The sequence below is a fragment of the Chloroflexota bacterium genome (genome assembly GCA_026706485.1).
Taxonomy (GTDB): Bacteria; Chloroflexota; UBA11872; order UBA11872; family UBA11872; genus JAJECS01.
Genome location: JAPOYR010000010.1, coordinates 156,387 through 182,080 on the forward strand (window position 1 = coordinate 156,387; position 25,694 = coordinate 182,080).

At 66.8% G+C, this 25,694-nt stretch carries 21 protein-coding genes and 1 tRNA gene; 10 read left to right on the forward strand and 12 right to left on the reverse strand.

Annotated features, from left to right (window positions below; all coding sequences use genetic code 11):
• Positions 1–27: 27 nt before the first annotated feature.
• Both OXG79_08400 and OXG79_08405 read right to left on the reverse strand, forming a co-directional pair.
• A complete protein-coding gene (locus OXG79_08400) occupies positions 28–1,329 on the reverse strand; it encodes an ArsB/NhaD family transporter (protein ID MCY3783790.1) in 1,302 nt (433 codons plus the stop codon).
• A 119-nt stretch (positions 1,330–1,448) separates the two neighbouring features.
• Positions 1,449–2,171, reverse strand: coding sequence for a hypothetical protein (locus tag OXG79_08405; protein MCY3783791.1), 723 nt, complete (start codon positions 2,169–2,171; stop codon positions 1,449–1,451).
• A gap of 77 nt (positions 2,172–2,248) precedes the next feature.
• On the opposite strand from OXG79_08405, the gene OXG79_08410 reads away from it, so the two are divergent.
• The gene (locus OXG79_08410) at positions 2,249–3,451 is read left to right on the forward strand and encodes an alpha-L-fucosidase (GenBank protein ID MCY3783792.1); all 1,203 of its coding nucleotides are present in this window, start codon (positions 2,249–2,251) and stop codon (positions 3,449–3,451) included.
• Between the two features lie 944 nt (positions 3,452–4,395).
• Positions 4,396–4,728 (forward strand): hypothetical protein, encoded by a 333-nt coding sequence (locus tag OXG79_08415; protein ID MCY3783793.1) that lies wholly within the window; start codon positions 4,396–4,398, stop codon positions 4,726–4,728.
• A 23-nt stretch (positions 4,729–4,751) separates the two neighbouring features.
• Here OXG79_08415 and OXG79_08420 read toward each other — a convergent pair whose 3' ends face one another.
• From OXG79_08420 to OXG79_08435, 4 genes are all read right to left on the reverse strand, one after another.
• Positions 4,752–5,195: a type II toxin-antitoxin system VapC family toxin gene (locus tag OXG79_08420; protein ID MCY3783794.1), complete on the reverse strand. Its 444-nt coding sequence runs from the start codon at positions 5,193–5,195 to the stop codon at positions 4,752–4,754.
• Positions 5,192–5,494 (reverse strand): hypothetical protein, encoded by a 303-nt coding sequence (locus tag OXG79_08425; protein ID MCY3783795.1) that lies wholly within the window; start codon positions 5,492–5,494, stop codon positions 5,192–5,194. Before OXG79_08425 ends, OXG79_08420 begins: the two co-directional genes overlap by 4 nt.
• A gap of 184 nt (positions 5,495–5,678) precedes the next feature.
• Complete coding sequence (locus tag OXG79_08430) at positions 5,679–6,425, reverse strand: metallophosphoesterase (protein MCY3783796.1); 747 nt, start codon at positions 6,423–6,425, stop codon at positions 5,679–5,681.
• Between the two features lie 26 nt (positions 6,426–6,451).
• Positions 6,452–7,078: a DUF3105 domain-containing protein gene (locus OXG79_08435; protein ID MCY3783797.1), complete on the reverse strand. Its 627-nt coding sequence runs from the start codon at positions 7,076–7,078 to the stop codon at positions 6,452–6,454.
• Between the two features lie 292 nt (positions 7,079–7,370).
• Between OXG79_08435 and gndA the strand changes: the two genes are divergently transcribed.
• A complete protein-coding gene (gene gndA, locus OXG79_08440) occupies positions 7,371–8,822 on the forward strand; it encodes an NADP-dependent phosphogluconate dehydrogenase (GenBank protein ID MCY3783798.1) in 1,452 nt (483 codons plus the stop codon).
• Between the two features lie 587 nt (positions 8,823–9,409).
• Here gndA and OXG79_08445 read toward each other — a convergent pair.
• Positions 9,410–10,312 carry an acetamidase/formamidase family protein gene (locus tag OXG79_08445; protein MCY3783799.1) on the reverse strand — a complete coding sequence of 301 codons (903 nt, stop codon included), beginning with the start codon at positions 10,310–10,312 and terminating at the stop codon, positions 9,410–9,412.
• A complete protein-coding gene (uvrC, locus tag OXG79_08450; GenBank protein ID MCY3783800.1) occupies positions 10,309–12,258 on the reverse strand; it encodes an excinuclease ABC subunit UvrC in 1,950 nt (649 codons plus the stop codon). Before uvrC ends, OXG79_08445 begins: the two co-directional genes overlap by 4 nt.
• A 184-nt stretch (positions 12,259–12,442) precedes the next feature.
• On the opposite strand from uvrC, the gene OXG79_08455 reads away from it, so the two are divergent.
• The 4 genes from OXG79_08455 to OXG79_08470 all read left to right on the forward strand — a co-directional run bounded on the left by OXG79_08455 (position 12,443) and on the right by OXG79_08470 (position 17,931).
• Complete coding sequence (locus tag OXG79_08455; protein MCY3783801.1) at positions 12,443–13,627, forward strand: AI-2E family transporter; 1,185 nt, start codon at positions 12,443–12,445, stop codon at positions 13,625–13,627.
• An 86-nt stretch (positions 13,628–13,713) separates the two neighbouring features.
• Positions 13,714–15,396: an ABC transporter ATP-binding protein gene (locus tag OXG79_08460; GenBank protein ID MCY3783802.1), complete on the forward strand. Its 1,683-nt coding sequence runs from the start codon at positions 13,714–13,716 to the stop codon at positions 15,394–15,396.
• 10 nt (positions 15,397–15,406) lie between these two features.
• Entirely contained in the window at positions 15,407–17,245 is a 1,839-nt protein-coding gene (locus OXG79_08465) for an ABC transporter ATP-binding protein (protein MCY3783803.1), read from the forward strand.
• Entirely contained in the window at positions 17,242–17,931 is a 690-nt protein-coding gene (locus tag OXG79_08470; GenBank protein ID MCY3783804.1) for an alpha/beta fold hydrolase, read from the forward strand. The genes OXG79_08465 and OXG79_08470 overlap by 4 nt, the downstream gene beginning before the upstream one ends.
• Positions 17,932–17,946: 15 nt before the next feature.
• Here the strand turns inward: OXG79_08470 and aspS are convergent, their stop codons facing one another.
• Both aspS and infC read right to left on the reverse strand, forming a co-directional pair.
• Positions 17,947–19,749: an aspartate--tRNA ligase gene (gene aspS, locus OXG79_08475; GenBank protein ID MCY3783805.1), complete on the reverse strand. Its 1,803-nt coding sequence runs from the start codon at positions 19,747–19,749 to the stop codon at positions 17,947–17,949.
• A 61-nt stretch (positions 19,750–19,810) separates the two neighbouring features.
• Positions 19,811–20,377 (reverse strand): translation initiation factor IF-3, encoded by a 567-nt coding sequence (infC, locus tag OXG79_08480; GenBank protein ID MCY3783806.1) that lies wholly within the window; start codon positions 20,375–20,377, stop codon positions 19,811–19,813.
• 133 nt (positions 20,378–20,510) lie between these two features.
• Between infC and OXG79_08485 the strand changes: the two genes are divergently transcribed.
• A complete protein-coding gene (locus OXG79_08485) occupies positions 20,511–22,994 on the forward strand; it encodes a hypothetical protein (protein ID MCY3783807.1) in 2,484 nt (827 codons plus the stop codon).
• A gap of 20 nt (positions 22,995–23,014) precedes the next feature.
• On the opposite strand, the gene OXG79_08490 is transcribed toward OXG79_08485, so the two are convergent.
• Positions 23,015–23,088: transfer RNA gene (locus OXG79_08490), tRNA-Gly, on the reverse strand.
• Between the two features lie 131 nt (positions 23,089–23,219).
• Between OXG79_08490 and OXG79_08495 the strand changes: the two genes are divergently transcribed.
• Positions 23,220–24,167 carry a MoxR family ATPase gene (locus OXG79_08495; protein ID MCY3783808.1) on the forward strand — a complete coding sequence of 316 codons (948 nt, stop codon included), beginning with the start codon at positions 23,220–23,222 and terminating at the stop codon, positions 24,165–24,167.
• Positions 24,168–24,171: 4 nt separating this feature from the next.
• A complete protein-coding gene (locus OXG79_08500) occupies positions 24,172–24,783 on the forward strand; it encodes a methylated-DNA--[protein]-cysteine S-methyltransferase (GenBank protein MCY3783809.1) in 612 nt (203 codons plus the stop codon).
• Positions 24,784–24,799: 16 nt separating this feature from the next.
• Here the strand turns inward: OXG79_08500 and nadC are convergent, their stop codons facing one another.
• Positions 24,800–25,642, reverse strand: coding sequence for a carboxylating nicotinate-nucleotide diphosphorylase (gene nadC / locus OXG79_08505; protein ID MCY3783810.1), 843 nt, complete (start codon positions 25,640–25,642; stop codon positions 24,800–24,802).
• Between the last annotated feature and the right edge of the window lie 52 nt (positions 25,643–25,694).

Sequence of the window (25,694 nt, forward strand, 5' to 3'; positions counted from 1 at the left end):
GCGGACGCGCCCTCCGTCATGGTGCTGCTAGGCGAACGCGACGTACCGGATCCAGATCCAAGCGGTGGAGATGGCCATGCACACTACCGCGACCGGCACGCCGTACTTCATGAACTGCCCAAAGCCGATCTTGTGGCCTTCGCGCTCGGCGATTCCGGCGAGAATCACGTTGGCCGACGCGCCGATGATCGTGGCGTTGCCGCCAAGGTCGGCACCGAGCGCCAGCGACCACCAGAGGATGTTGTCGGGATTGAGTCCGGCGGCCTCGAGATTCTGCACCACCGGCAGCATCGTGGCGGCAAACGGGATGTTGTCGACAATGGCCGACGCGATGCCGCTCACCCAGATGGTCAGCGCCGCCGTGGCGAACACGTTGCCCTGGGTCAGGTCGCGAATGAAGTTGGCGACGGCGTCCAGCACCCCGAGCTCCACCAGGCCGCCGACCATCACGAACAGGCCGACGAAAAACATCACACTGGGCCACTCGACCGCGGCGAAGGCCTTGTGCGGATTGGCCCGCATCAGCAACATCCCCAGCGCGGCGCCGCCGAGCGCGATAGTGGCGGGCTCCCAGTTCAGCGCGCCGTGAATCAGAAAGCCGACGACCGTGAGGCCAAGCACGGCCAGCCCGATCTTCAGGCCGCGGCGGTCCGTGATGTACTCCGCCGGATCCAGCTTGGCCAGCGCGGCGGCGTGCACAGGATCAACCGCGAGTTGCTTGCCAAACATCCAGCGCAGGCTCACCAGGAACAACGGCAGCATGATCAGAATCGGCGGGGTCATGTGGGCCGCGAACTCCGCGAAGTCGATGTTTCCGGCGCTGCCGATGAGGATGTTGGGCGGATCGCCGATCAGCGTGGCCGCACCGCCGATGTTTGACGCCAAGATTTCGGCGATGAACAGCGGCACCGGATTGATGTGCAGCTGGCGCGCCACCACCAACGTAATCGGCGCGATGAGAATGACCGTCGTGACGTTGTCGAGAAACGCGGAGAGCACGGCGGTGATAACCGACAGCGTCACCGCCAAATGGAATCCATTGCCGCCCGTGCGTTGCGCGGCGACGATCGCGAGGTACTGAAAGGCGCCCGTCTCGCTGATCAATCCCGCCAACACCATCATGCCGACGAGCAAAAAGATCACGTTGAGATCGATGTGCTCGAAGCCGTGGTGCTGATCCATGATGCCGATCATGATCATCAGCACGGCGCCCGCGACGGCTACCGCCGACTTGGGCACGCGGTCGCTGGCAATCGCGGCGTAGGCGAGCACGAAGATCACGATTCCGGCGACGAGGAGCGCGGTGCCGGGCTCAGCGTGTTCGGTCATGGCGTCCGTTCAGGTCGGGAGCGGCGCGTCGAACGCCGCGGGCGGCACAACGCCAGCCGGCATGCCCGCAGGCACAGACCAGGCTGGCCAGCGCCATCGTAGCCTGTCGGGAGGCGCTGTCACCTCGTCAGCACCTCCAGCACTGGGGGCAGCGCGGCTCGAAGGCCGCCAAGGCCGTCGCCCAAGTCGCGTCGAAACCGGGCCGCCTCGCCAAGCTCAAGGGGCAGGCGCCACACGTCGAATGCCTGGGGCCACCAGGCCGCGCCATCGAGCCATGCCAGCGCAGCGACCGAACGGGGCACGCCGCGATCAACCGGATCGGCCACGACGCGCAATGCAGCGGCGGGAACGCTGTGAGCGCTCGCCCGGTCGAGCACGGCAAACGACTCAGTGTCGACCGTCAACGCGCCGTCCGCGCCCAGTCGCCGCTTCGCCGCCGCGTCCGCCACACCGTCCATCGTCCAGCCGTCCCCGCGTCGCGCCTTGACGCCGGCGTTGCCCAGCGCCGAATCCATGGCATCGGCAAGGTTCGAAGCGGCCGCGATGCGGGATTGAAGGGAACACACGGCGTTGAGCACGACGGATGTTCCGGGCGCAACGTCGGGCTGCAGGCCCCCGGCAATTCCCGCGACCAGTACCGCCGCCGGCCGCCACCGGGCAATTGCCGCTTCCGCCGCGCGCGCCGCGTTGACCGGACCGATGCCGCACCGCACGGCAACAACGGGTGGAGGCTCACTCTTCAGCGCTCGGCGCCACCTCGACCCATGCCGAACCGACCCGGGAAGCTGACGCATCTCGGCGCGAAGCGCCATCACCACTAATACCGGGCCCGTCTCGCTCACGCGATCATCGCTTGCGTGGGAACTAGCGCGGGGTCGATGATGCAAACCGTCCCAGACCCTGTGAAAGTCCGGCAGCCATGGCCTCCGCCCACGCTCTCCGCTGGTTCAACGACGCCCGCTTCGGCATGTTCATTCACTGGGGGCTCTACTCCGTGCTCGCCCGCCACGAGTGGACCATGTACCAGGAGGAAATTCCCAACGAGGAGTACGCCCGCCTGGCCGACCGGTTCACCGCCGCCCGCTACTCCCCGGACGATTGGGTCGCGCTCGCCCAGGATACGGGCATGCGCTACATGATCCTGACCTCGCGCCATCACGAAGGCTTCGCGCTCTGGGATTCGAAGGTCTCGAACTTCACGGCGCCCAACTCCGCCGCCGGACGGGACGTATTGGCCGAGTTCGTGGCCGCTTGCCAGAAGCGGCGCATGCCCTATGGCTTCTACTACTCCCTGCTGGACTGGCGCTGGCCGGAATATTTCCGTGGCCCGCAGGCCGACCCCGACGGCTGGGCGCGGTTTCGGGCCTACGTGCACGCGCAGGTCGAAGAGCTGTGCACCGACTATGGCGAGCTTGCCGTGCTTTGGTATGACGGCGGCTGGCCGTACACGCCGGAGGCCTGGGACTCCGCGGCGCTCAACGCCCGCGTCCGCGAGCTGCAGCCGAACATCTTGATCAACGACCGGTCGCTGCTGCCCGAAGATTTCGACACGCCGGAGCAGCACGTCACCGCGTCGCCCCCGGGCCGCCCCTGGGAGAGCTGCATGACCATGAACACCACCTGGGGCTATTCCACCATCGACCACGAGTGGCGCACGCCGCGGCAGCTGATTCATTTTCTCGTCACCGCCGCCGCGGGCGGAGGCAACTACCTGCTCAACGTCGGGCCCGAACCGGACGGGCACATCCCGTTCGAGTCCGTGGAGCGGCTGCGGGCCATGGGCGCTTGGATGCGGGTCAACAGCGAATCGATCTACGGCTCCGAGCGCATGCCCGATCGCCTCATGCGCGTGGGCAGCGTCGGACGGCATCACACCATCAAGGGCAATACGCTCTACCTGCACTGCTGGCGCTGGCCGGGCCGGGAGATGGTGCTGGGCAATTTGGACGGCACCTTGCTCTCAGCGCGGTTCCTGTATGACGGCACCCCCATCGACTTCGACCAGCGCCAGAACCGCATCTGGCTGCGCGACCTGCCGGCATTCGCCCCCGACCCCATCGACACCGTCATCGCCCTGGACTTCGACCGCCGCCCCGGCCTGCGCAATCGGTTCGGAGGGTAGGCACGGGATTCAAGCCCGACCGCCGCCAAGCATCCGGCGCGCCTCCAGGTTCGACCGGACTGGATTCCGGCTCCCCGGCCTCGGAGACCCTTGCGTAACCCTTCGTCATTCCCGCGAAGGCGGGAATCCACCCTTCGTTGAATCTGGGCGCGGAAGCGATGCGCACGGTCATCCCAAAGCCCGGCTGGGTCTTGCAATGGTCTCCCTTCGCGGGGACAGGCTCTGCCGGAATGACGGAGAGATAGCGCAAGGATCTTCCTTCGCGGAATTGACCGACTCAGCGCAGGCCATTACCGGGAGCACCGGGAATTGCTCGTGGTAAGGTATCCGGGCGCGGTCGTCGGAGTGACGGTCGCGCGGCGGGAGGCATGGAGCGTCAGTCCGTGCGCCGTGTCTCCGCGGTTCTGTTGGTCGCATTCGTGGTCGGTGTGGGCGTGCAGAGCGCCTGCGCCGGCGACCGCGTCGAGCAATTCCCGACCGGTCAGACTCTGGTCGTTCCCGCCCCTGGGGCTGCTTGGTTCCGCGTCCCGGAGGCGGCCGCCCTCAGGCCGGCCGTTGAGCCATTCCACATTCCGGCGGCGGTCGTAACCGCGCCGGTGACTCCCGCGCCGATCGCCGGGTGGTCGAGCACGTCCACACCGGCCGTAGCCGCGCCAGCCACTCCAGCGTCGACCGCCGCGCCGGCCCCAGCTCCGCCGCCAGTCGTAACGGCGTCGGCCACTCCCGTAGCGACCGCCGCGCCGACCCGTGCTTCTACGCCAGCCGTCACCGCGTCGACCACTCCCGCACCAACTGCCGCGCCGTCCCCCACTCCCACGCCAGCCGTAGCCGCGTCGGTCACGCCCGCACCGACCGTCGCTCCGACTCGCACCCGCGAGCCGGACACCGGTTCACGGGGCCCTGGCTCGCGGGCACCGCGATCGGAGGTTCCAGGGTTAATTCCAGTGCCGGCGCTTGGCAACCCCGAGGCGGAGTGCGAAGCCCTGGCGGATACCTACACCGCCGCGCACCAGTTCTATCAGGCCGGCACGGTGACGAGCAGCACGGCTTGGAATGACTACCTCACCGCACACAACTCCGGCCAGGTCAGTCAGGCAAGGGTCTCGCGGCTGCAGCAGTCGTATGAACGGCTCTCGGCGAACCTCGATCGCTCGCTCGCGACCATGGCTGCCAGCGAGCAAGCCGCGCACGAATTCGAGGCCCAGCAAAGGGGTCGGTGCGATGTCGATCAGGTCGCAGGCCAGCGCTACCGTGGCTTGCCGCCGCCGCAAGGCTGAGCGCCCGGCCGGTTTCCCGGAAGCTAACCGAGGATGCCCGGCTCTCCGATCCAACGGACATTCCGGGCAGCCTGGCGTGCCGCGCGGTGGAATCTCTCGTCGGCGGTCCACAGCTCGCAATTGAGCGTCTCGGCCAGAGCTAGGTAGTGGGCGTCGTAGACCGCCCCCTGTTGAAGTTCGGTTGCCAACGCTAGGGCTCTTGCGTGTAGCTCTACCGACTGGTGCAACTCAAGCCGCGAGCTAAGCAATTGCGAGATCATGCGAGCGGTGTCTCCGACGCTCAACTGATTGCGAGTCACCCGTCGATGGAGAGCGTTGGCGACCTCGAAGGGCAACAGGTAGGGAGCGGCCGGTGTGACCTCATCGTCATGCCATGCGCTGAGAATCACCAAAGCCCTGTCCGTGTGCTCCTCTCGCACCAACCACTTGACGGCCACGCTCGCATCGACGACGACATATCCGCTCACACCCACCGCTCAATCTCGGTTTCCCTAATCTCACGGGCCTCTCGAATCAGGTCAGCAGAGTTTCCGGGCAAAGTCCTGTCCCCGAGTATCTCGATCTGGAGTTCTGCGAACCGCTCGTGGTCGGGCTTGTCCGACAACAGTCCGCCCAAGCCGTTGGCCTCGTCCCTTGTCAATTCCCGGTCGATTGCGGCCTGGCAGTACCCACGCATGCTGACGCCCTTTATCGCGGCCATGACCTTCAGTCGGCGCTGAAAGCCGGGCTCCAGATCCAGGGTGAGTCGCTTCTTCCGGGCAGCCATTGGCGTCCCCTCCCGACGATTTCGGTCGCCGCCAAGCATAGTGCAAATACGGAAAAGCGTGTTTCCGCAGCAATCCTCGCAAGGGCAGGTACACGACAGCCTCGCCGCTTAGCCCTCACGACCCGCCGGATCACTCAGTCTGAGCAACGAATCTGCTCGAAGCTGCGCGGCTACTTGCCTTAGCTCAGATCGAAACCTCGGTGATATTCAGCCCGTCGTCGTTCACGTCCACTACCAGGAATCCCTGATGGGCGTTTACGCTCAGGTTGGCTCGGTCCGGGCCGAGGGTGATCCAGGTCGATGGCGCCGTCTCGCTGCGGATGCCGCCCACCGTGGCGCTCGTGCGCTGGTGCACGTGCCCCGAGAAGATTCCCAGGACGCGACTGTGATGCTGCAAGACTTCCGCCAACTCGTCGGCATTCCGCAGGCAAACAGCGTCCAGCCACTCGATGCCGATTGGGTGGCAGTGGTGATGGACGAACACCACGGTTGACTCGCGGTTGCGGGCGGCCAGCGTGTCATGGAGCCAATCAAGTTGCTCGGCCCCCAAATGACCCCCGCCTGCACCGCCTCCAGGGTTGGAGTTGAGCACCACCAGCTGCACCCCGCGGCGGACGACGGCGTAGTAGCCATCGGGCGCGCCCGCCGGCTCGACATCACTCGGAAGCGGGAGCGCGTCGGCCAGCATCGCTCGGTCGTCGTGATTTCCCTGCACGAAAAGCTGCGGCATCGGCACGTCACGCGTGATGCGGACGAATTCGGCATAGGCCGCTGGGCTGGGCGTGCTCGTCTGGTCGCCAAGATACACGACGAGCTCCGGCGCCGGACGGATACCGGACAGCCTGCGCACCGCCGCTTCCAGATTGACCCGTGCATCCACCCCGTGCTGCGGCGCCGCGCCGGGCACAAGGATGTGGGCGTCGCTCAGGATGGCGAAGCGCAGGTTGCGCGACTCGTCTATGGCGCGGCCTCGGGCCCGCGGTCCACGTAATCGCGGTAGAACTCGCGCACCCGGTCAGGGTCGAAGCTGTCCATGGGCTCCTGCCAGTGCCAGGCGACGAGCATGTACTTGGGCACGAGGCCTGCATAGGGCAGGGCGATCAGCTTCACCTCGCCAAATGCGGCGTTGGGAAGGTCCGCATAGATATTCTCCAATTCCGGCACTACCTCGTCACAGTCGGTATCACAGCGATACAGCAGCGCGATAGCTCCGTGCTCCAGGTTGTGCACCCACAGACCTTCCTCGACCGGCCGTTCGTAAACCCCATAGGGGGCGGTGATGGGGTAATGGGTTCCAGACGCCGGCGGGACATTGGCGTACTCGATGGGCGTCCCCACGGGAACGTGCAGGCGGCCTTCATCGTCGATCCGAACGCGCCGGGCGGCCACTTCGGCGGACGGCGTGTTCGAAACGATCAAGAGAACGATCAGCGCGGCGACGCCGCCCACCACGAGCAGCACGCCGCCGCTGATCAGCGAGCGGCGAATCCAGCGGCGACGCCGGGCGATTCGCTGCCGCTCCTGACGAGCCTCGCGACGACGTTCGAGTTTGACCGCCGCCCTGGTCCCGCGTCGCCTCGCCACGGCGTCTCCCGTCTGACACTTCGTTCATGCGATTGTGCCACCGGCTGCGTGGCCGGCCGGGGCGCGGAAATATGACCGTCCACCAGAGGCGCCCCTACATCGCCCGCCGGGAGATGAAGCCGTGACCCTCGGATGGCCACATGCGTGGGCGCCGTTCGTGGTGAGCCCTTCGGCGGGCTCAGGACAGGCTCTGTCGAACCATGACCGGCGCCCTTCGACTTCGCTCAGCGCGAGCGGATAATGGCGCCAGGCGCCGCCAGTACACCTAACGCTCTGAGAGGACCACCGCGTCATGCCTGCCACCGCCGCCGCCGGATTGATCGGCTTGGGCGTCATGGGTCGCAACCTCGCCCTGAACATCGCCTCGCGCGGATTCCCGCTCGCGGTCTACAACCGCACCTACAGCCGGACGACGGAATTCCTGGAGCGCGAGGCGTCCGAAACTGACATTCGGGGTGTCGAGCATCTGGACGATTTCGTCGACGCGTTGGAGCGCCCGCGACGGGTGATCTTGATGGTCGATGCGGGACGCGCCGTGGACGCCGTGCTGGATCAGCTGATTCCGCTGCTCGATCCCGGCGACACGGTTGTGGACGGCGGGAATTCCTTTTATGTCGACACCGAGCGCCGCATCGATGTCGTCGAGGGCGCCCGGATGCGCTACCTGGGAACCGGCATCAGCGGCGGCGAGACGGGCGCGCGCTACGGTCCCTCGATCATGCCCGGCGGCGACGAGGATGCTTATGCGCGGCTGGAGCCCATCCTCACCCGGATCGCCGCCCAGGTGGACGACGGCCCATGCGTGACCCATGTGGGGCGCCGAAGCGCCGGGCATTATGTCAAGATGGTCCACAACGGCATCGAATATGGCGACATGCAGCTCATCGCCGAGGCCTACAGCTTTCTGGCCGCGGCGGGCTATCGACCCGACGAACTTGCCGGCATTTTCTCCGCTTGGAACGAGACCGACCTCGAGTCCTATCTGATTGAAATCACGGCGGACATCTTCAGGGTGCGGGACGCCGACGGCGACGGGTTCCTGGTCGACGCCATTCTCGATCAGGCTGGCCAAAAGGGCACCGGCCGCTGGACCTCCCGCGACGCGCTCGACCTGGGCACGCCGATCCCAACCATCGACGCCGCCGTGTGGTCGCGCCACATCTCGGCGCTCAAGGATGAACGCGTCGCGGCGGCGCCGCTGCTCCGGCCCGACGGCGCCCCGCGAATCGAACGCTTCGACGGACTCGTCGAAGCTGTGCGCCTGGCGCTCTATGCGGCCAAGGTGTGCTCCTACGCTCAGGGCATGTCCCTGCTGCGGGCCGCATCCGAGGCCTACGCCTACGAGCTAGAGCCCGCGGAGCTGGCGCGTATCTGGAAGGGCGGCTGCATCATTCGCGCCCGCCTGCTGGGGGACATCCAACGGGCCTTCGCCTCGGACCCATTGCTGGTAAATCTCTTGCTGGACGAGGAGTTTCGGTCGCAGCTTGCCGAGGCTGACGAAAGCTGGCGCCGGGTCGTGACCAGCGCCAAGAACGCCGGGCTGCCGTTCGCCGCCATGAGCGCCTCGCTGGACTACTACGACGCCTACCGCTCGGACCGTCTGCCGATGAACCTCACGCAGGCCCAGCGGGACTACTTCGGCGCGCACACCTACCGGCGCGTCGACCGGCAGGGCGTGTTCCACACGCAATGGGAGCAGGGAGCGGACACCGGCGCGGCCAGCAGCAATCCGGCTGACGCGTGAGGAAGAGGACCGGCGAACCGGCGCCAGCGGTCACCTTCGAGGCCGGCGCCAAGCTGCACAGCATCATGCGGCCTCGTGCTCGCCGTCGCTAACGGTCGCATCGTGGGCGCATTCCGGGTCGCCAGCCAAAGCCAACGGTTCGCTACAATGCCGGACGTGAGCGCCCGCGGGGCGGTGCGGTCCGGCCTGCTAGCGGAGAGTCGCCACCCCGCGGAACGCCCACGCCCAGCCCATTCATCGTAACGGCACCGGTCATGTGCCCAGATTTGGCCCCTGCTGCGCGGTTCGCACGGCCCCGCCCTGAAGGCTCTACTTGCCTGCGCTCGCGTCTCCAATGGCCGACTTCGGAAAGCGCGTGTAGGCGCTAACCGGCACGCCGTAGACCCCGGCTTGGCCAAGCCCGAGCACCGTCTCCAGCGAACGGTGCGTTAGAATACCGAGCGCCCGCGGGGTGGTCTGGTTGTGAAGGACGTACACCCCGCGGAACGCCCACGCCCAGCCCGGTCATCGTAGCGGGACCGGCCTTGTACCCAACGGCTGTGCAGGCCCGCGCTGAACGCCCTTCTAACCGCTGCTCGTGTCTACACCTAGAGAGCCGACTTCGGAAACCGGGCATAGGCGCTCACCGGCACGCCGTATCCGCCGGCCTGGCCAAGCTTCAGGTCCACCGCCGCACCCGACAGCATCCGGGCCTGGGTTGGCGTGATGCCCAGGTCGCGCACCAGCCGCTCCTCCATTGCCGCCGTGGCCAGTCGCAGCGCTTCGGTCAGGTCGTCGGCGACGCCCACGGTCATCACATGCGTCGCCGTCTCGAACCAGGGCCATTCGAGAGACTCAGCGCGCAGCACGTCCAGCGTCACGTCAATCTCGGCAGTGATGTTCACCCCGGAGTGCGCCTCGGCATCGCCCATGGTGGCGTGGACGTCGCCGATGCCGAACAGCGCCCCTGGCGCGCGCACCGGCAGATACACGGTCGTGCCCGCGGTGATCTCGTTGAAGTCCAAATTGCCGCCGTGGTCGCCGAGGCTGAGGGTCATGATGCTGCCCGCGGCCGGCGCTACGCCGATCGTGCCCACCATCGGGCGCGCCGGCAGAGTGACACGACCCGCGAACTGAACGTCGTCGCCTTCCACGTCGAAGGGCTCGATGCCCGGATCCACCGGTTGATTGCCAAGGATGCCGGTACCCGGCAGCGCCGCCACGTATCCCCGTGGTGAGAGCCGAATCGCCTCGATCGCCACCCGCAGCGTGTCGCCGGGCGCCGCATCCGTCACGCCGATCGGTCCCGTGCACGGATTCATGCGACCGGGCGTGCGTCGCCGGGCAAAGGCGTCGACATCGAGATCGTCACAATGCCCGTCGTAGGCGTCGCGGGCCTCGACCGTGAGGCGAGCGTGCGAAGGAACCCAGACGACCGGCGACGCGTCCGCGTCGAATTCGCAGGTCGCATGACGCGCCGAGATGCGCTGGCGCTCGACTTCTGAATTCACAGGGCCTCCTTCAGCGCGCGCGCGGCGCTGGCGGTCATGCCGTCGACGGTGGCGAGTTCCGTCGCCGATGCTTGCCGAATCTGCTCGAGCGAGCCGAAGGCGCGAATCAGGGCCCGCTTGCGCTTCGGGCCGATGCCCGGAATTTCGTCCAGGATCGAGCGCCTTCCCTTCTTGGTGCGCAGCTTGATGTGAAAGCTCACCGCGAACCGATGCGCCTCGTCGCGAATCCGTTGCGCGAGTCGCATGCCGTCGCTGTCGTGGGGGAGTCGAATCGGAGCCGGGCGGCCGGGAACGAACAGCTCCTCGTGCTGTTTGGCGATCGCGGCCAGCGGGATCTCCGCCGGATCGATGGCGAATTCCCGGAACACGTCCAGCGCCGCGCTCAGCTGGCCTTTGCCGCCGTCGATGAGCACCAGGTCCGGTGCCGAGCCCCATTCGCTGCTCGAGCCCGCCGTCACGTTAGTCGGCGCGGGCAACTCCGTGTCGGGGTCCATTTCCTGCAGCGGGACCACGGCCAGCGCGCGCCGTCCCAACGTGCCCTCGGCCGCCTCCCGACCGGCGACGACCTCGGTATAGCGCGTAAAGCGGCGCCGCAGCACTTCCCGCATGGACTCGAAGTCGTCGTTACCCGGCTGGTTTCGGATCTTGAACCGCCGATACTTGCCTTTCTTGGCCACCCCATCCTCGAAGACCACGAGCGAGCCCACGACCAACGACCCCTGGATGTGGGAAATGTCGTAGGCCTCGATGCGCCGCGGCAGCCGTTCGAGCCCCAGCGCCGTGCCGATCTCGAGCAGTGCCTGGCGGAGCTTGCGTCCGGAGTTGAGCCACCGGGCCCGCTCGATCTGCAGCGTGTCACGCACGTTGCGAGCGGCCATGGCCACGAGCTTTCGCTTTTGGCCGCGCTGCGGGGCGCGGACCTCGACCTTCGCGCCTCGCAGGGTGCCCAGCCATGCGGCCAGAGGCTCCGGATCCGAAAGCCGCGCCGATGTCAGCACCAGGAGCGGCACTTCGGGCGCGCGGTCGTAGTACTCACGCACGAAGTCGTCGAGCATTTCGCCGTCCGTCTCCTCACCCGTCACCGCCAGCTCGTAGGTGCCGCGCCCGATCATCTTCCCGCCCCGGATTCGCAGCACGGTTGCCTGCGCCTCGCGTCCCTCGCGGGCCGCGGCGATAACGTCGATCTGACCGCCGCGCAGGTCCGTGATCTTCTGCTCGGCGACGACCTTGTCAATCGCCTTGAGCCGGTCGCGATGCTTGGCGGCCGATTCGTAGTCGTGGGACTCGGCCGCGCTCCACATTTGGGCCGTGAGGCGCTCCACCACGTGGTCATAGTCGCCGCGCATGAATCCGACAGCGCCGTCGACGACCGCCGCATACTCCTCCACGGTGCAGTGGCGCGTGCAGGGCGCGATGCACAGTCCGAGGTGAAACTTCAGGCACGGGCGCGGGATCGGAGTGCCCATGTCGATGGTGCACGTGCGATAAGGAAACAGCCGGTTGAGCAGCTTGAGCGTCTGTCGCACCGACTTGGCGCTGGTAAACGGTCCGAAATAGAGCGCGCCGTCCCGCAGGATGCGACGGGTCGTGCCGACTCGCGGGTAGGTCTCGTTGATCGTGATCTTGACGTAGAGGTATCCCTTATCGTCGCGAAACGTGACGTTGAACGGCGGACGGTGTTCCTTGATGAGGTTGTTCTCCAGCAAGAGGGCCTCGACTTCGGAATCGGTGACGATCACCTCCAGATCAACCACTCGCTGCACAAGGGACACCGTCTTGGTCGAATGGTCGCCGCGCCGGAAATAGCTGCGCACCCGGCTGCGGAGGGAGCGCGCCTTGCCGATGTACAGCACATTGCCCTGCGCACCGCGCATGAGGTAGGCGCCGGGCGCGTCAGGCAGCCCGGCGAGTTTTTCCTCAACTGCGGCGCTGACCGTGGGGGGCAGCTGGAGAATCTCCTTGTTGGGCGCGCGAGTGCCGGCGCTTCCTGGGTCGATTCTAGTGCGATGGCATCGCGACCGGCCTTCGGCTCGACCGAAAATCGGTGGGACGGCACCCGGGAAACGCCAGCCGCGCGGGTAGAATGCCGTCTAGTCGACCACCTTCGCGGGCATCCAAGCCCGCGCGCGCGTGAACTACCTGCGTCTGCGGACGATCCTGCTCGTTCTGGGGATCGTTGTCGCCAGCATTTGGCTCTTGCAGTTCCTGTGGGGTCTTGTCGGGAACTTCGCGGCCCTGGTGGTGACGCTGCTGCTGGCCTGGATCATCAACCTCATCGCGCTGGAGCCCGTGCGGTTCATGCGCCGCTTCCGGATACCGCGATTGCTCGCGGCCACCATCGTCTATCTCGTGATCGCCGGTATCACGGCCCTTTCCGCCTTTTTCATCCTGCCGCCGCTGTTCGCCGAAATCGGACGGGCAGCCGGCAACCTGTCCGCGGGTACCGCGAACGCCACGCAAATCCTTGAGAATCTGCACGCCCAGCTCCTGCAATGGGGCGTGCCGCAGGACACCGTGACCGAGGTGGTCACCGGCTTCAATGCGCAGATCATCACCCTCGGCCAGGACATTGCCGCTGGAATCCTGGCGTCGACGGGAGCGGTTCTCGGCGGGCTTGGTCTGGCCATCCTGACCTTGATCATCTCGTTCTACATCCTGCTGGGATGGGACATGAATTTGCAGCGGCTGCGCCGCGAATTGCCCGCGGAGTGGCGGGCGCGATTCGACCGGGGCATTCGCTCCGCCGAGCGCACGTTCGGCGGCTGGCTGGGCGGCCAGGCGGTGGCGTCGACCATTTGGGGCGGTGCGGTGATCCTGATCTTCTTCATCGCCGACATGCCGTTCGGCCTGCTGGTTGCCGTCGCCACGGGCTTGCTCATGTTCATCCCGTTCGTTGGCCTGGCGGCCGGCATCGGGCTCCCCATCGTGATGGCCCTGACCATTCGCGTCGATCTGGCGATCTGGGTTGGCATCAGCGTGGCGGTGCTCTCGCTCGTCATCGAGAACATCGTCAAGCCGCGGGTCATGGGCACCGCCCTCGGGGTCAATCCGCTGGTCGTGATTTTGAGCGTGATCATCGGTGGAGTAGCGGCGGGTTTCTGGGGCATCGTGTTCGGCATTCCAATCGGCGCCTTGATCTGGACGTTTGTGCGCTGGGGCGCCCTCGAGGTGCTCCACGCGCAAGCCCGCCTGCATGAGCACCCGGACGAGGCGGCGCCGCAGCCGGCTGTAGCGGCGGCGGAGGAAGCCGACGGGGCCAACGGCGCGCCGCTGCCCGAAGAGGCCAAAGAGCCTTCGCAAGGGGTTCGCGCATAAGGCCGCTCGTCCGGATTCTGAAATATGTCCGGCCGCATTGGCGATGGGCGCTGCTGTCGCTCGCCATGTGGGGCGTCGCCACCGCCATGGACCTGCTGATACCCCAGGTCATCGCGCGCGTCATCGACGAGGGCATCGGGGCCGGCGACCGGGCGCGCCTCGCCGCGCTGGTGGGGCTGACCGCCGCGCTCATCTTCGTGCGCGGTGCCGGGTTCTTCTTCACCCGCATGACCATGCGGGTGTACGAAACGCGGGTGGCGTCCCGCATGCGCCTCGACTTCTACGCGCACCTGCAGCGCCTGCCGTTCAGCTACTACGACCGCGTGGACAGCGGCGACATCATCACCCGAGCCGTCAGCGATCTGAACCGCGCCCGAATGTTCGCCGGCGTGGGCGTGACCGAGACGGTGCGCATTCTCGGGCTTTACATCGCAATCATCGTGGGCATGGCTCTCACCAGCGCCACGCTGACGCTGATGATCGTTCCCGTGCTCGTGGTCCTGGCGGGCATGTCGGTGTGGTACGGGAGCGTGGTGCGGCCCATGTGGCAGCGCATTCAGCAGCAGCAGGCCGCCGTGACCCGGGTGCTCTCGGAGAACCTCAACGGCGTGCGGGTGGTGAAGGCATTTGCCAAGGAGAACGCCGAAATCGAGGACTTCGACCGCGCGGCCGGAGGGCTGTTCGACCTTTCCATGCGTCCCGCGCGGCTGCGCGCGCGGCTGATGCCGGCCATGCTGGCCGTCGCCGGCATCGGCACGGTCATCGTCCTCGGCGTCGGCGGACGCCTGGCGCTCGAAGGCACGGTGTCCGTCGGAGTGCTGGTGGCCTTCTACTACTACTTTGCCCGGCTGATTCCACCCACGCAGCAGCTGGGATTCGTGGTGCAGCGCATCGCCATCGCCATCGCCTCGGGCGGTCGCGTGTTCGAGCTGCTGGATGAACCCGTGCGCATTGCCTCGCCGCCGGACGGTCACGCGCCGGACCGGGTGGCCGGCCGGGTTGAGCTCGACGGCGTGAATCTCGCCTACGGACGCCGGGAGCCCGTGCTGCGCGATGTCAGCGCCAAGGTGTCGGCAGGCTCGGTCATCGGGATCGTGGGGCCCACAGGGTCCGGCAAGAGCAGCTTGGTGCAGCTCATTCCGCGTTACTACGACGCGACCACGGGCACGGTGCGCCTCGACGGCGTCGACGTGCGCCAATTCGACCTGGCAACCCTTCGGCGGCAGGTGGCCATCGTCCCGCAGGACGCCATGCTGTTCTCGGACACCGTGCGAAACAACATCGCCTTTGGCGATCCCGCGGCCGACACGGATCGCATCGTCGCCGCCGCGCGCGACGCCCAAGCGCTCGATTTCATCGAAGACTTGCCCGAGGGCTTCGACACCGTCGTCGGGGAGCGCGGCGTGGGACTCAGCGGCGGCCAGCGGCAGCGGGTGACCATCGCCCGCGCGCTGCTCACCGAGGCGCCGGTGTTGATTCTCGACGACGCAACAGCCAGCGTGGACACCGAGACTGAACGCCGCATCCAGGACGCCCTGCGGTCCCGGGCACAGGGGCGCACCACGTTCGTCATTTCCCAGCGAGTCAGCTCCGTCGAAAGCGCCGATCAGATACTCGTCATCGAGGATGGCCGCGTGACCGACCGCGGCACGCACGACGAGCTGGCCGCCCGCCCAGGCTTCTATCGCGGCCTTGTGCAGCGGCAGCGTCGCTCCGCACTCAGTGCCCAAGACTCCCGGCGCGCGGCCGCCGTTACGGACGAGCAGTAGCACGATGGCCATGAGCGGCGCGGACGCCCGGGGAACGTTTGCCGAGGAGTCGGCGGAAGTTCCCGGCCTCGGCGCCCGCGTGGCCCGGCGGCTGCTCGGACTGCTGGCCACCGACCGCCGGCGCATGAGCATCGCGCTCACGGCGCTCCTTGCGGTCGCCGGGTTTGGCGTGCTGCAGCCCATCATCATCGGGCGCGCGATCGACGACGGCGTTCTGGCAAACGATGGGAGCGTGCTTCTATTTGCCGTCGTCGCCTATGCGGCGGTGACGCTCGGCCACGGACTCGCCCTCGGCGTCCAGCGTCAGTTGACTGCGCGCCTGGGGAACCAGCTGCTGCATCGCCTGCGCACGGGGGTCTTTCGACAGTATCAGCGCCTCTCGCTTGGATTCTTCGACCGCCAGATCACCGGACGCCTGATCAGCCGCGTCGTATCGGACATCGAAGCGATCGGCGAGGTGCTCACCGAAGGCGTGCTTGGCGCCGCGGCCGACGTGGCCATGCTGGTCGGCATCCTGGTGGCCATGAGCCTGCTGAGCTGGCAGCTCACCCTGCTGTGCCTGGTAGTCACGCCGCTGCTCTACCTCAGCGCCCGGCTCGTGGCCGCCTTGGCGCGCCGGTGGTACCGAACCATGCGAGCCCGCACGTCCACGCTCAACGGCGTGCTCGCCGAGTCGGTGCTCGGCATGCGCATCACGCAGGCCTTCGCTCGAGAGGCGGTGAATCTCGAGCGCTTCGACGTGGTCAACCAGTCGCAGCTCCAGGCGCAGTTCCGCACCTTCGCCATCTCCTCCGCCACCGTGCCCGTGGTCGAGGTGTTCACCGCCGTCGCCACCGGCCTGGTGCTCTGGTTTGGCGGCAGCTTCGTGATCGACGGAGTTGACGGACTGACGGTGGGTCTGGTCGCCACGTTCGCGCTGTTCATCGAGCGCTTCTTTGCCCCAATCCAGGAGCTCGCCGCACGCTACGAAACGCTGCAGGGCGCCCTGGCCTCGGGTGAGCGCGTCTTCGAGATCCTGGATATCGAACCGGAGATCACCGACGCCCCCGACGCGCGAGACCTCGGGGTCATCAGGGGCGAGATTCGCTTCAGGCAGGTGAACTTTGGTTACGACCCCGAGACACCCGTGCTCCACGATTTCGAGCTGCACGCGCGTCCGGGGGACATGATCGCGCTCGTCGGGGCGACCGGCGCCGGCAAGACCACGGCCATCAACCTACTGTTTCGCCTCTACGACGTGACGTCAGGCTCGATCACGGTTGACGGTCACGACGTGCGCCACGTCACTCAGCGATCGCTCCGACAGCGCATGGCCCTGGTGCTACAGGAGCCGACGCTCTTCAGCGGGAGTATCCACGACAACATTGCCTATGGCCGACCGACGGCGTCTCGCAACGAAGTGGTCGCCGCGGCGCAAGCGGTTGGACTGCACGACTTCGTGGACTCGCTGCCGTTTGGCTATGACACGCAGGTCGAAGAGCGCGGCGGCGGCCTCTCCATTGGGCAGCGGCAACTGGTGTCGTTCGCTCGAGCGCTGCTGCTGGACCCGCGCGTGCTCGTGTTGGACGAGGCGACCAGCGCCGTGGACGCCCAGACCGAGGCGTACATTCAGCGCGGCCTCGAGACGCTCATGGCCGGCCGCACGGCCATCGTGATCGCCCACCGCCTCTCAACGGTGCAGCGGGCAACGGAGATCGTCGTGCTGGAACACGGGCGAATCGTGGAGCGCGGCACGCACGACGAGCTGCTCGATCACGGCGGCTTGTATCACGGCCTGCATACGCTGGGGCTTGGCACGATGGACGAGCTCGACAGCGCCGCCGCCCGGCGCGCGGCCAGGGGGTCATGACGGTGCCCGATCGTTGGGATCCTATTCCGGCTCCCCTGGAGCACCTCATCGCCCCGCCGCGGACGGATTCCGAATCCTACGCACTGCTCGTGCTCCTACACGGTCGCGGGGCCGATGCGCACGATCTGCTGCCACTGGCCAACGAACTCGGTAGCGCCGACCTGCTCGTGGTGTCCCCCCAAGCGCCCTACGCGCTCCCCGGTCCGTTCGGCATGGGCTATGCCTGGTATGACATGCACGACATCGGCGACCCAGATCCCTTGACCTTCGAGCCGAGCCTGATCCGGCTGCGAGAATTCCTGGACGCGGTTGTCGCGGGCTATCCGGTCGATGCGCAACGCGTCGTTCTGCTTGGTTTCAGCCAGGGCGCGGTGATGTCGCTGGCCACGGCGTCCACCGATCCCAGGCGATTGGCCGGCGTCGTCGCGTTGAGCGGGTATCTGCCCGAGTCGGTGGAGTGCGCCGAAGGCGGAAGCCTCGACGACCTGCCCATCTTCATCGGACACGGCAATGCCGACCCACTCATCCCCGCGACCGAAGGCCACCACGCCCGCAACATCCTGATCGCCAAAGGCGCCGACGTGACCTACCGCGAATACTCAGTCGCCCACCGCATCGCTCCCGCGGAGCTGGACGACATTCGTGAGTGGCTCGGCGACCGACTTGGCGCGGCGCCGCCCCGGTAGCCCGCGGGCCGGCGGTTAGTCCGCCGGGGACTCTTCCTGCTCGTCGCGCACCATCAGATGCAGCTCGTCCAACTGCTCAGGCTCCAGCGGCCCGGGCGCTCCGAGCATGAGGTCGAATCCGGCCTGGTTCTTGGGAAACACGGTGACGTCGCGCAGGTTCTCGGTGCCTCCAAGGAGCATCGCCAGCCGATCCACACCCATCGCAATGCCGCCGTGCGGCGGCGCGCCGTAGGTAAACGCGTCCAACATGTGGCCGATGCTGTCGTCAATCTCCGCGTCGCTGTAGCCCATCACCTGGTAGATGCGCCGCAGGTCCTTGGCGCGATGGGCGCGGATGCTGCCGCCGCCGATCTCGTGCCCGTTGCAAATCAAGTCGTATTGCTTGGACAAGGCGCGTCCCGGGTCCGTGTAGAGAAGCCCGAACGAGTCGTCGGCCGGAGAGCAAAACGGGTTATGGCTGAACGTGAAGCCCCCCGATTCCTCGTCGATCTCGAAGAGCGGAAAGTCGATGATCCACACGAAGGCCAGCTGATTCGGCTGAATCAATTCCAGGGCACGGCCCAAGTGCAGGCGCAGGGCCCCGAGCGCTTCGGCCACAACCGGGGCTGACCCGGCGACGATACAGACGAGATCTCCCTGGTTCGCTCCGGCGTTTCGCGCGGCCGCGCGGAGCGCGTCCTCGCCGAAAAACCGAGCGAGCGGCGAGCGAATGGAGCCGTCGTCGTTCAATGCGATGGTCGCCATGCCGGCCGCCCCGGCCTCTTGCACGATGTCCTGCAACGCGCTCACCTCGCGCCGCGAGTAGCCGGCGATGCCGGGCGCCACCACGGCCTTCACCTGTCCACCGTCGGCGATGGCGTCGTCGAACGCGCGGAATCCACGACTGGACACATCCGGAGCCACGTCCACGAGCTCGAGGCCGAAGCGCACGTCCGGCTTGTCGGTGCCGAACCGGCGGATGGCTTCCGCGTGACTGATTCGCGGGAATGGAACCTCGGCAAGGTCCTGTGACGACAGCTTGCCGACGATGTGGAGGTAGAGCGACTCAATGAGTTCCAGCAGGTCCTCGCGCTCCACGAAGGCCATCTCGATATCGAGCTGGGTGTGCTCGAATACGCGGTCCGCCCGCAGGTCCTCGTCCCGGTAGCAGCGCGCCAACTGGAAGTAGCGGTCCAGTCCGGCCACCATGATCAGCTGCTTCATCTGCTGGGGCGACTGCGGCAGGGCGTAGAAGTTCCCTGGATGCAGCCGGCTGGGCACGACGAAGTCGCGCGATCCCTCGGGCGTGCTGCGGACGAGCGTCGGCGTCTCCAGCTCCAGGAAATCGCGCGCCCACAGATACTCCCGCATCTCGCGCACGACTTTGTGGCGCAGCTCGATGAGTTCGCGCAGACCCCGGCGGCGCAGGTCCAAATACCGGTGGCGCAGGCGGACGCTTTCGTCCACATTCGTCTCGGCCGTGATCTCGAACGGCGGCGCCTTGGACTCCGCCAGCACCGTCACGGCCTGCACGCCCAGCTCGACATCGCCGGTGTTCAGGTCGGGATTGGCGGTGCCTTGCGGCCGCGACCGAACCGATCCGGACACGCTAAGCACAAATTCGGATCGTGCGCGGCTGGCGGCCGCGTGGGCTTCCGGCGCTTCGTCGCGGTTGATCACGATCTGCGTGATGCCGTAGCGGTCGCGCAGGTCGATGAAGATCAGCCCGCCCTGGTCGCGTCGGCGGTGCACCCAGCCGTTGAGCGTGACGGCTTGGCTGGCGTGTGCGAGTCGCAATTCGCCACACGTATGCGTGCGCTGGGGCCACGTGGCGCGCAGCGGGGCGGGTCGTTCAGCGGAGGTCACGGCGCGGCTGTGTCGGGAAGCTGGGGAGCGCTGCCTAGGCTCGCCCGCTCGGCGCCATGATCACGCTGAGCACCCGGCCGTCCTGCTCGGGCATGATGTCCCGCTCGACCACCCCGCAATCGGCCAGCGTCTGCTTGACGCGCTCGAGAATGCGGACCCCGAACTCGGGATGGATTCGTTCGCGAGCCCGAAACCGAACCGTGGCCTTCACCTTATTGCCATCCTTAAGGAAGCGTTCCAGCCGGCGGATGAGGAACTCGAGGTCGTGCTCACGCGTGGCCGGACGAAATCGAACTTCCTTGACCGTGCCGGCCTTTTGGCGTTTCTTGCCTTCTCCCTGCTTGCGTGTTTGGTGGTATTTGAATTTGCCGTAGTCAAGGATCTTCGTGACCGGCGGATGGGCGTCCGGCGAAACTTCCACCAAGTCGAGTCCACGCCCGCGCGCCACTGCCAGGGCCTGCTCTGTCGGAACTATTCCGATCTGCTGACCGTCTTCGTCAATCAAGCGAACTTCGCGGATCCGGATTTCATCGTTGACCCGGGGGCCCTTGGGTCGGGTCCGCGGTTCCGCAAATCGATTGTGGGGGGCTCGCAGAGACAACTCCTTGCGCCGAGGCGCGTCACGTCAACCAGCACTTCGATTAACGCTAGCATATGAGGACCGGGGTACTTAGCAACCGCAGGATCGGCCGCTTGGCGCGCCCGGTCCCACGGCTCGAAGGAAAACGCTGCGCTTGGTTGACACTGGCCAGGCAAGCCTGAGAGGCGGCACACCCCGCCACGATAGCCCCCGAATCCAGGTTGCCCGCGCGCCGACGGCCCAAGCCGCTCTCGGGGACCTCTACGTCGTGGTGCAAGGCGGCACGGACCGCCAGGGACGCGCCTTCGTCAGCGCTGCAACCACCACCTACTACGCAGGTGAGTCCGATGACATTGCCGCGGCGTTGGTCAGCAGCATGCGACAAGCGTCCTACAGCGTCACCGTGTCGGCCGATCCGGGTGAGGCGGCGGCGATCGTCGGCGCCACGGGAGCCGTCATCGCCGACGGCACCGTCTACATCGCCCAAGTCATGCCAACGCAAGTCTTTTTCCTGCGTAACGGCACGATCAATGCCCTCCCGAACGAGCCCGATTTCGACTCCGCCTACCAATCCAGTCTTGACGTCGAGCAGGAGATCGACCTGTTTCGCGCGCAGCTTCAGGACGGTGACTGCTTGGTGCTGGCGTCAACGGACCTTCGTCATGAACTCACGGAACGTGAAATCCGCGGCATGCTGCGCCGGCGCTCGGCCCAGGAAGCGGCGTACGACATGTGCGCCCTCATCGCCCAGCGCGGCGGGCAACAGTGCGAAGTCCTGGTCGTGAAATTCGCGAACGTCTCGGCCCGCGGAGTCCCGACGGATGGCAGGCATCCGCCCGCAGCCACGGACACGACATCCGTCGGTTCCCTGGACGACGGAGACCCGGAGCTCGCCTATCAGGACGAGTCGGTGAGCCAGTCGCACCCCGCCAGCCTGCAGTCGCCGCGGCAAGATGACCCGCGTCTCGGCAGGCGCGTTCAAACCGGTGGAGCCTACGCCGACGAGACCTGGTCCGACCTTTCTCGAAATCGGGCAGCGCCGGCGCAACGGAAGTCATTGGCACAGCGGATCATCTCGCTGCCCGTTACGCTGATCACACTCGTTGTTGTGCTGCCGATGGTGGTGGTGCGTGCGCTCGTGGATCTCGTTACCGGCAGAGGTCGCAACCGGCGCGTTCGGCCGCAAGCCACCGCACCCGAGCCGCCGTCCGACCGGCTCGACGACGACTGGGACAGCCTGCGTGACCTTCGGGCCGCAGGTCCCGGCGACCAGCGGTCCCCGGTCGATGCCGCGCCGCCCGCGCGCCCGCTCGAATACGTAGGCGCCGATTTGCAGGGACACCGCGATCCGCTGCTGGTCCGCCGCCGGCGCTCGTTCCCAGGGCCGGGCACCCTCCTCTTCGGCTTGTCGCTGGCGTTGCTCGTGGTCATGGCGGTGGTGCTGATCCTGCGAAACTCGCCCGCGCCGGCTGAGAGCGACCTCGTCGAAACGCCCGCGCTCGACGGTCCGTCGCCGACTGCGACAACCGGCCCGGGCGATTTCGAACCCGTTGAGTCAAGCTCACGGGCCACGGAGCTGCTGACGCAGGCCGAGGATCTGTTCCGCGAAGCGCAAGACCGCGGACCCGAGGAAGGCCGCGCCGCCACGCTGTTGATGCTGCGCGATGCCGAAGACTTGGCCAATCAAGCGCTGTCGGCGGACACTGCCCGGCTGCTCGCGCAGGACATCAACCGTCTCCTCGACGACATCACGCGCGAGGAAGAACGCATCAATCGCGTCTACAAAATCGTCCCAAGCTCAACCATCGACGAGTTCGATAGCGCAGGCATCGGCAGCGCGGTGGAAGCCCTCGATGTTCGACTGGACTCGAAGTATGTGATCGATGCTATTTCAGATCAGCTGTTGTCCTATGAGACCGCGCGCCAGGGCGTGTCGTTGCTGAGGAAGGGCGACGTCGTCGGCTCGGTGACCGTTCAGGATCTGATCGCCGTCATCGACCGATCGTTGAGCCCGATCGTCATCGACAATCGATACAACATCTTCAGCATCGATGAGAGCGATACGGCGCGCCTGCTGCGCATCACCGGCACTGAGGAGTGGCGGACCCCGGTGGCGTTCGACAACTTCAACAACAATCTCTACGTGCTTGACCCGGGGGCGAACACGATCTTCAAATACCAATGGACCGCCGGCGGCTACGAGCTGGGGCCAACGAGCTATTTGGACGCTCGGGATGAGATTGACCTCTCAACGGCCATTGATTTCGCGATCGACGGCGACATCTACGTCCTGTTCGAGGACGGATCGATCCTGAGATTCCGCGGCGGCTCCCAGATCGGCTTCACCATCGCTGGGCTCGAGGGCGACGCGCTGCGCGCGTCCCGGATATTCACCGACGCCGAGTCGGAGAGCCTCTTCCTGGCCGACGTTTCCAACAAGCGCATCGTCGAAATCGACAAGCGCGAGGGAACCGCGGGAGCCTTCGTCCGACAATTCAAATACGCCGGCTCGGATGATTTTTTCGGCGATATTCGCGGGCTCTGGGTCAGTGAAATCGACGGGCGCATGATCGTGCTTGGCAAGGACAGGCTGCGTCAGTTCGTCCTGCCGCGGCTCGCCGACGGCACAGGCGCCTAGGCACGCCGCTGCGCTGACAGTGGAGCGGGGAACGGGAATCGAACCCGCGTTTTGGGCTTGGGAAGCCCACGTTGGGCCACTCAACTATCCCCGCCGGGAGCGCATCCGCCCGGCGCCCCAAGCTTCACGCGCGTCCGAACCGGCGTCAACCGGGGCCGCTTCGGGTATAGTGCGGCTCGCTGGCTTGGCGCGGGCGGGACCAGCCCCTACGTGAGCGAGCACCACATGGATGACATCGGCACAGTTGCGCAGCGCGTCTCCGATAGCGTCAATCAGGTCATTGTCGGCAAGCGCGACGCCGTCGAACTTACCGTCGTTGCCCTGCTAAGCAACGGGCACATCCTGATCGAGGATGTGCCGGGAGTCGGGAAGACCACGCTGGCCAAGGCCATGGCCCAGTCGCTTGGCCTCACGTTCAGCCGCGTGCAGTTCACGCCGGACATGCTGCCCAGCGACGTGACCGGCGTGACGATCTACAACCAGAAGTCGCAGGAGTTCGAATTCCGCGCCGGCCCGGTGATGTCACAGATCCTGCTGGCGGATGAGGTGAATCGCGCCACGCCGAAAACGCAATCATCGCTGCTGGAGGCCATGGAAGAACGCCAAATCACCGTGGACGGCGTGACTCACACCCTGCCCAGCCCGTTCCTGGTCATGGCCACGCAAAACCCCATCGAGTACGAGGGCACCTTCCCGCTGCCGGAGGCCCAGCTCGACCGCTTCTTTCTGCGCGTGAATTTGGGCTACCCGGATCGATCGGACGAGGTTGAAGTCCTCGGCGCCCAGCAGCACACCCACCCGCTGACCGCCGTGCGGCAAGTGGCCGACGTCGACACGATCCTGGCTGCGCAAGCGGCCGTGCGGGAGGTCTACATCGATCAACTGGTGCACGAGTACATCGTCGATCTCGTGCGGGCCACCCGCGACCATGGCGAGGTCTACCTGGGAGCCAGTCCGCGCGGCAGCCTGTTTCTCTACCGCGGCAGCCAGGCGCTGGCGGCGATGCGCGGCCGGGACTACGTGATTCCCGACGACGTGAAGAACCTGGCCGTGGCGGTGCTGTCCCACCGGGTGATCGTGAGCCCGGCCGCCCGCATCCGCAGCGTCGACACCCGCGACGTGGTGCGGGAGGTGCTGGATACACTGCCAGTCCCGGGAGCCAGCGCCGCCTGACCACATGACCGACGGTTTCCTCGAGTTCGCCCTCGCCGTCAGGACCATCGATGGCTGGGGATGGTGCGGCGTCGCGGCCAGCGAGGTTGGGCTGGTGGGCGCGACGTTGGCACACAGCCGCGAAGCGGCTTGCGTCACCGCCCTGCAGCGGACGTCAAGCGCCGCGCGCACCCGGTCACGCGGGGCGCAGCGCTCGCGCCGCCGGCGCGCCGAGCATGACCAGTGGCCGGTCGCCGGACGCGCCGCCTACCAGACCGCGGGCCAAGCGCTCGAAGAGCTGTGGGAGTACCTCACGTCCGGGCGCCAGCGTCTGGACGTTGCCCTCGACCACCGCGCAGGCACCGACTTTCAGCGCCGCACCTGGGACGCGATCCGCAACGTGCCCTTCGGCGAAACCCGCAGCTATGCCTGGCTGGCCCGAGCGGTCGGCAGTCCCCATGCCACCCGGGCCATCGGCCGAGCCGTCGGCTCGAGCCCAAACCTCATCTTCGTCCCCTGCCACCGCATTGTCGGCTCACGCGGTCTGGGCGGCTATGTCCGCGGCACCGACGTGAAGCAGAAGCTGCTCGATCACGAAGCGGCCTGGCCGCGCATGCAGCCAATGCTCGGCGCGTAGGGGCGACCGCCGGGCCCTAGAAGTCCAGCCCGATATCGATGGCGCGGGCCGAGTGCGTGAGCGCTCCGACCGAGATGTCGTGGACGCCAGTCTCGGCATATTCCCGCACGTTCGACAGGGTCACCCCGCCCGTGACCTCCAAGCGCACGTCGCCGGCCACACGCCCCACGGCGCGCTCAACCTCGGCCACCGGCATGTTGTCGAACAGCAGGGCATGCGCGCCCGCGGAAACGGCCGCCGCCGCCTCGTCGCAAGTTTCGACCTCGACCTGGATCGCCATGCCGGCCGGAGCTCCACGCCGAGCGCGCGCGATGGCCCGGGCCACATCTCCCGCGGCCGCAATGTGGTTGTCCTTGATCAAGATCGCGTCGTAGAGCCCGGCGCGATGATTGGCGCCGCCGCCCACGCGTACGGCGTATTTCTCCAAGGCCCGCAGCGTCGGGGTGGTCTTTCGCGTATCGAGGATGCGCACCCCGGTCCCTTGCACGGCATCCACAAAGGCCCGCGTCAGGGTGGCGACGCCGCTGAGGCGTTGCAGGAAGTTGAGCGCGACGCGCTCGCCCGTGAGCATGGCCTGGGTTCGAGCGCGCACCACGGCCGCAGTTTCGCCGGCCGCGATCCGCGTCCCGTCGGCCGCCACGGCCTCCACCTCGGCCGCGTCGTCCAGCTGAGCAAATACCTCGCGCGCCACGTCCAATCCCGCCACGATGCCGAGTTCGCGGAACACGATTGGCGCCTTCACGGCGCCATGCGCATCGACCACGGCGTTGGTCGTCACGTCACCCGTGCCGATGTCCTCGGCCAACGCGCGGCGAACGGTCGCTTGAACCGTTTCGGCTGACAATTCAGGCGGCGGCATCGGTGGCTGGGCGATCGAGTGGCCGGCGAACGAGCAATCCTAGCCGGATCCG

Excerpts from the sequence above, each read along its gene's own strand:
- OXG79_08400 (MCY3783790.1), bottom strand. The coding sequence starts at position 1,329 with ATGACCGAACACGCTGAGCCCGGCACCGCGCTCCTCGTCGCCGGAATC.
- gndA (MCY3783798.1), top strand. The coding sequence starts at position 7,371 with ATGCCTGCCACCGCCGCCGCCGGATTGATCGGCTTGGGCGTCATGGGT.
- OXG79_08495 (MCY3783808.1), top strand. The coding sequence starts at position 23,220 with ATGGATGACATCGGCACAGTTGCGCAGCGCGTCTCCGATAGCGTCAAT.
- OXG79_08470 (MCY3783804.1), top strand. The coding sequence starts at position 17,242 with ATGACGGTGCCCGATCGTTGGGATCCTATTCCGGCTCCCCTGGAGCAC.
- OXG79_08425 (MCY3783795.1), bottom strand. The coding sequence starts at position 5,494 with ATGGCTGCCCGGAAGAAGCGACTCACCCTGGATCTGGAGCCCGGCTTT.
- OXG79_08460 (MCY3783802.1), top strand. The coding sequence starts at position 13,714 with ATGGACCTGCTGATACCCCAGGTCATCGCGCGCGTCATCGACGAGGGC.
- OXG79_08410 (MCY3783792.1), top strand. The coding sequence starts at position 2,249 with ATGGCCTCCGCCCACGCTCTCCGCTGGTTCAACGACGCCCGCTTCGGC.
- OXG79_08465 (MCY3783803.1), top strand. The coding sequence starts at position 15,407 with ATGAGCGGCGCGGACGCCCGGGGAACGTTTGCCGAGGAGTCGGCGGAA.
- OXG79_08500 (MCY3783809.1), top strand. The coding sequence starts at position 24,172 with ATGACCGACGGTTTCCTCGAGTTCGCCCTCGCCGTCAGGACCATCGAT.
- nadC (MCY3783810.1), bottom strand. The coding sequence starts at position 25,642 with ATGCCGCCGCCTGAATTGTCAGCCGAAACGGTTCAAGCGACCGTTCGC.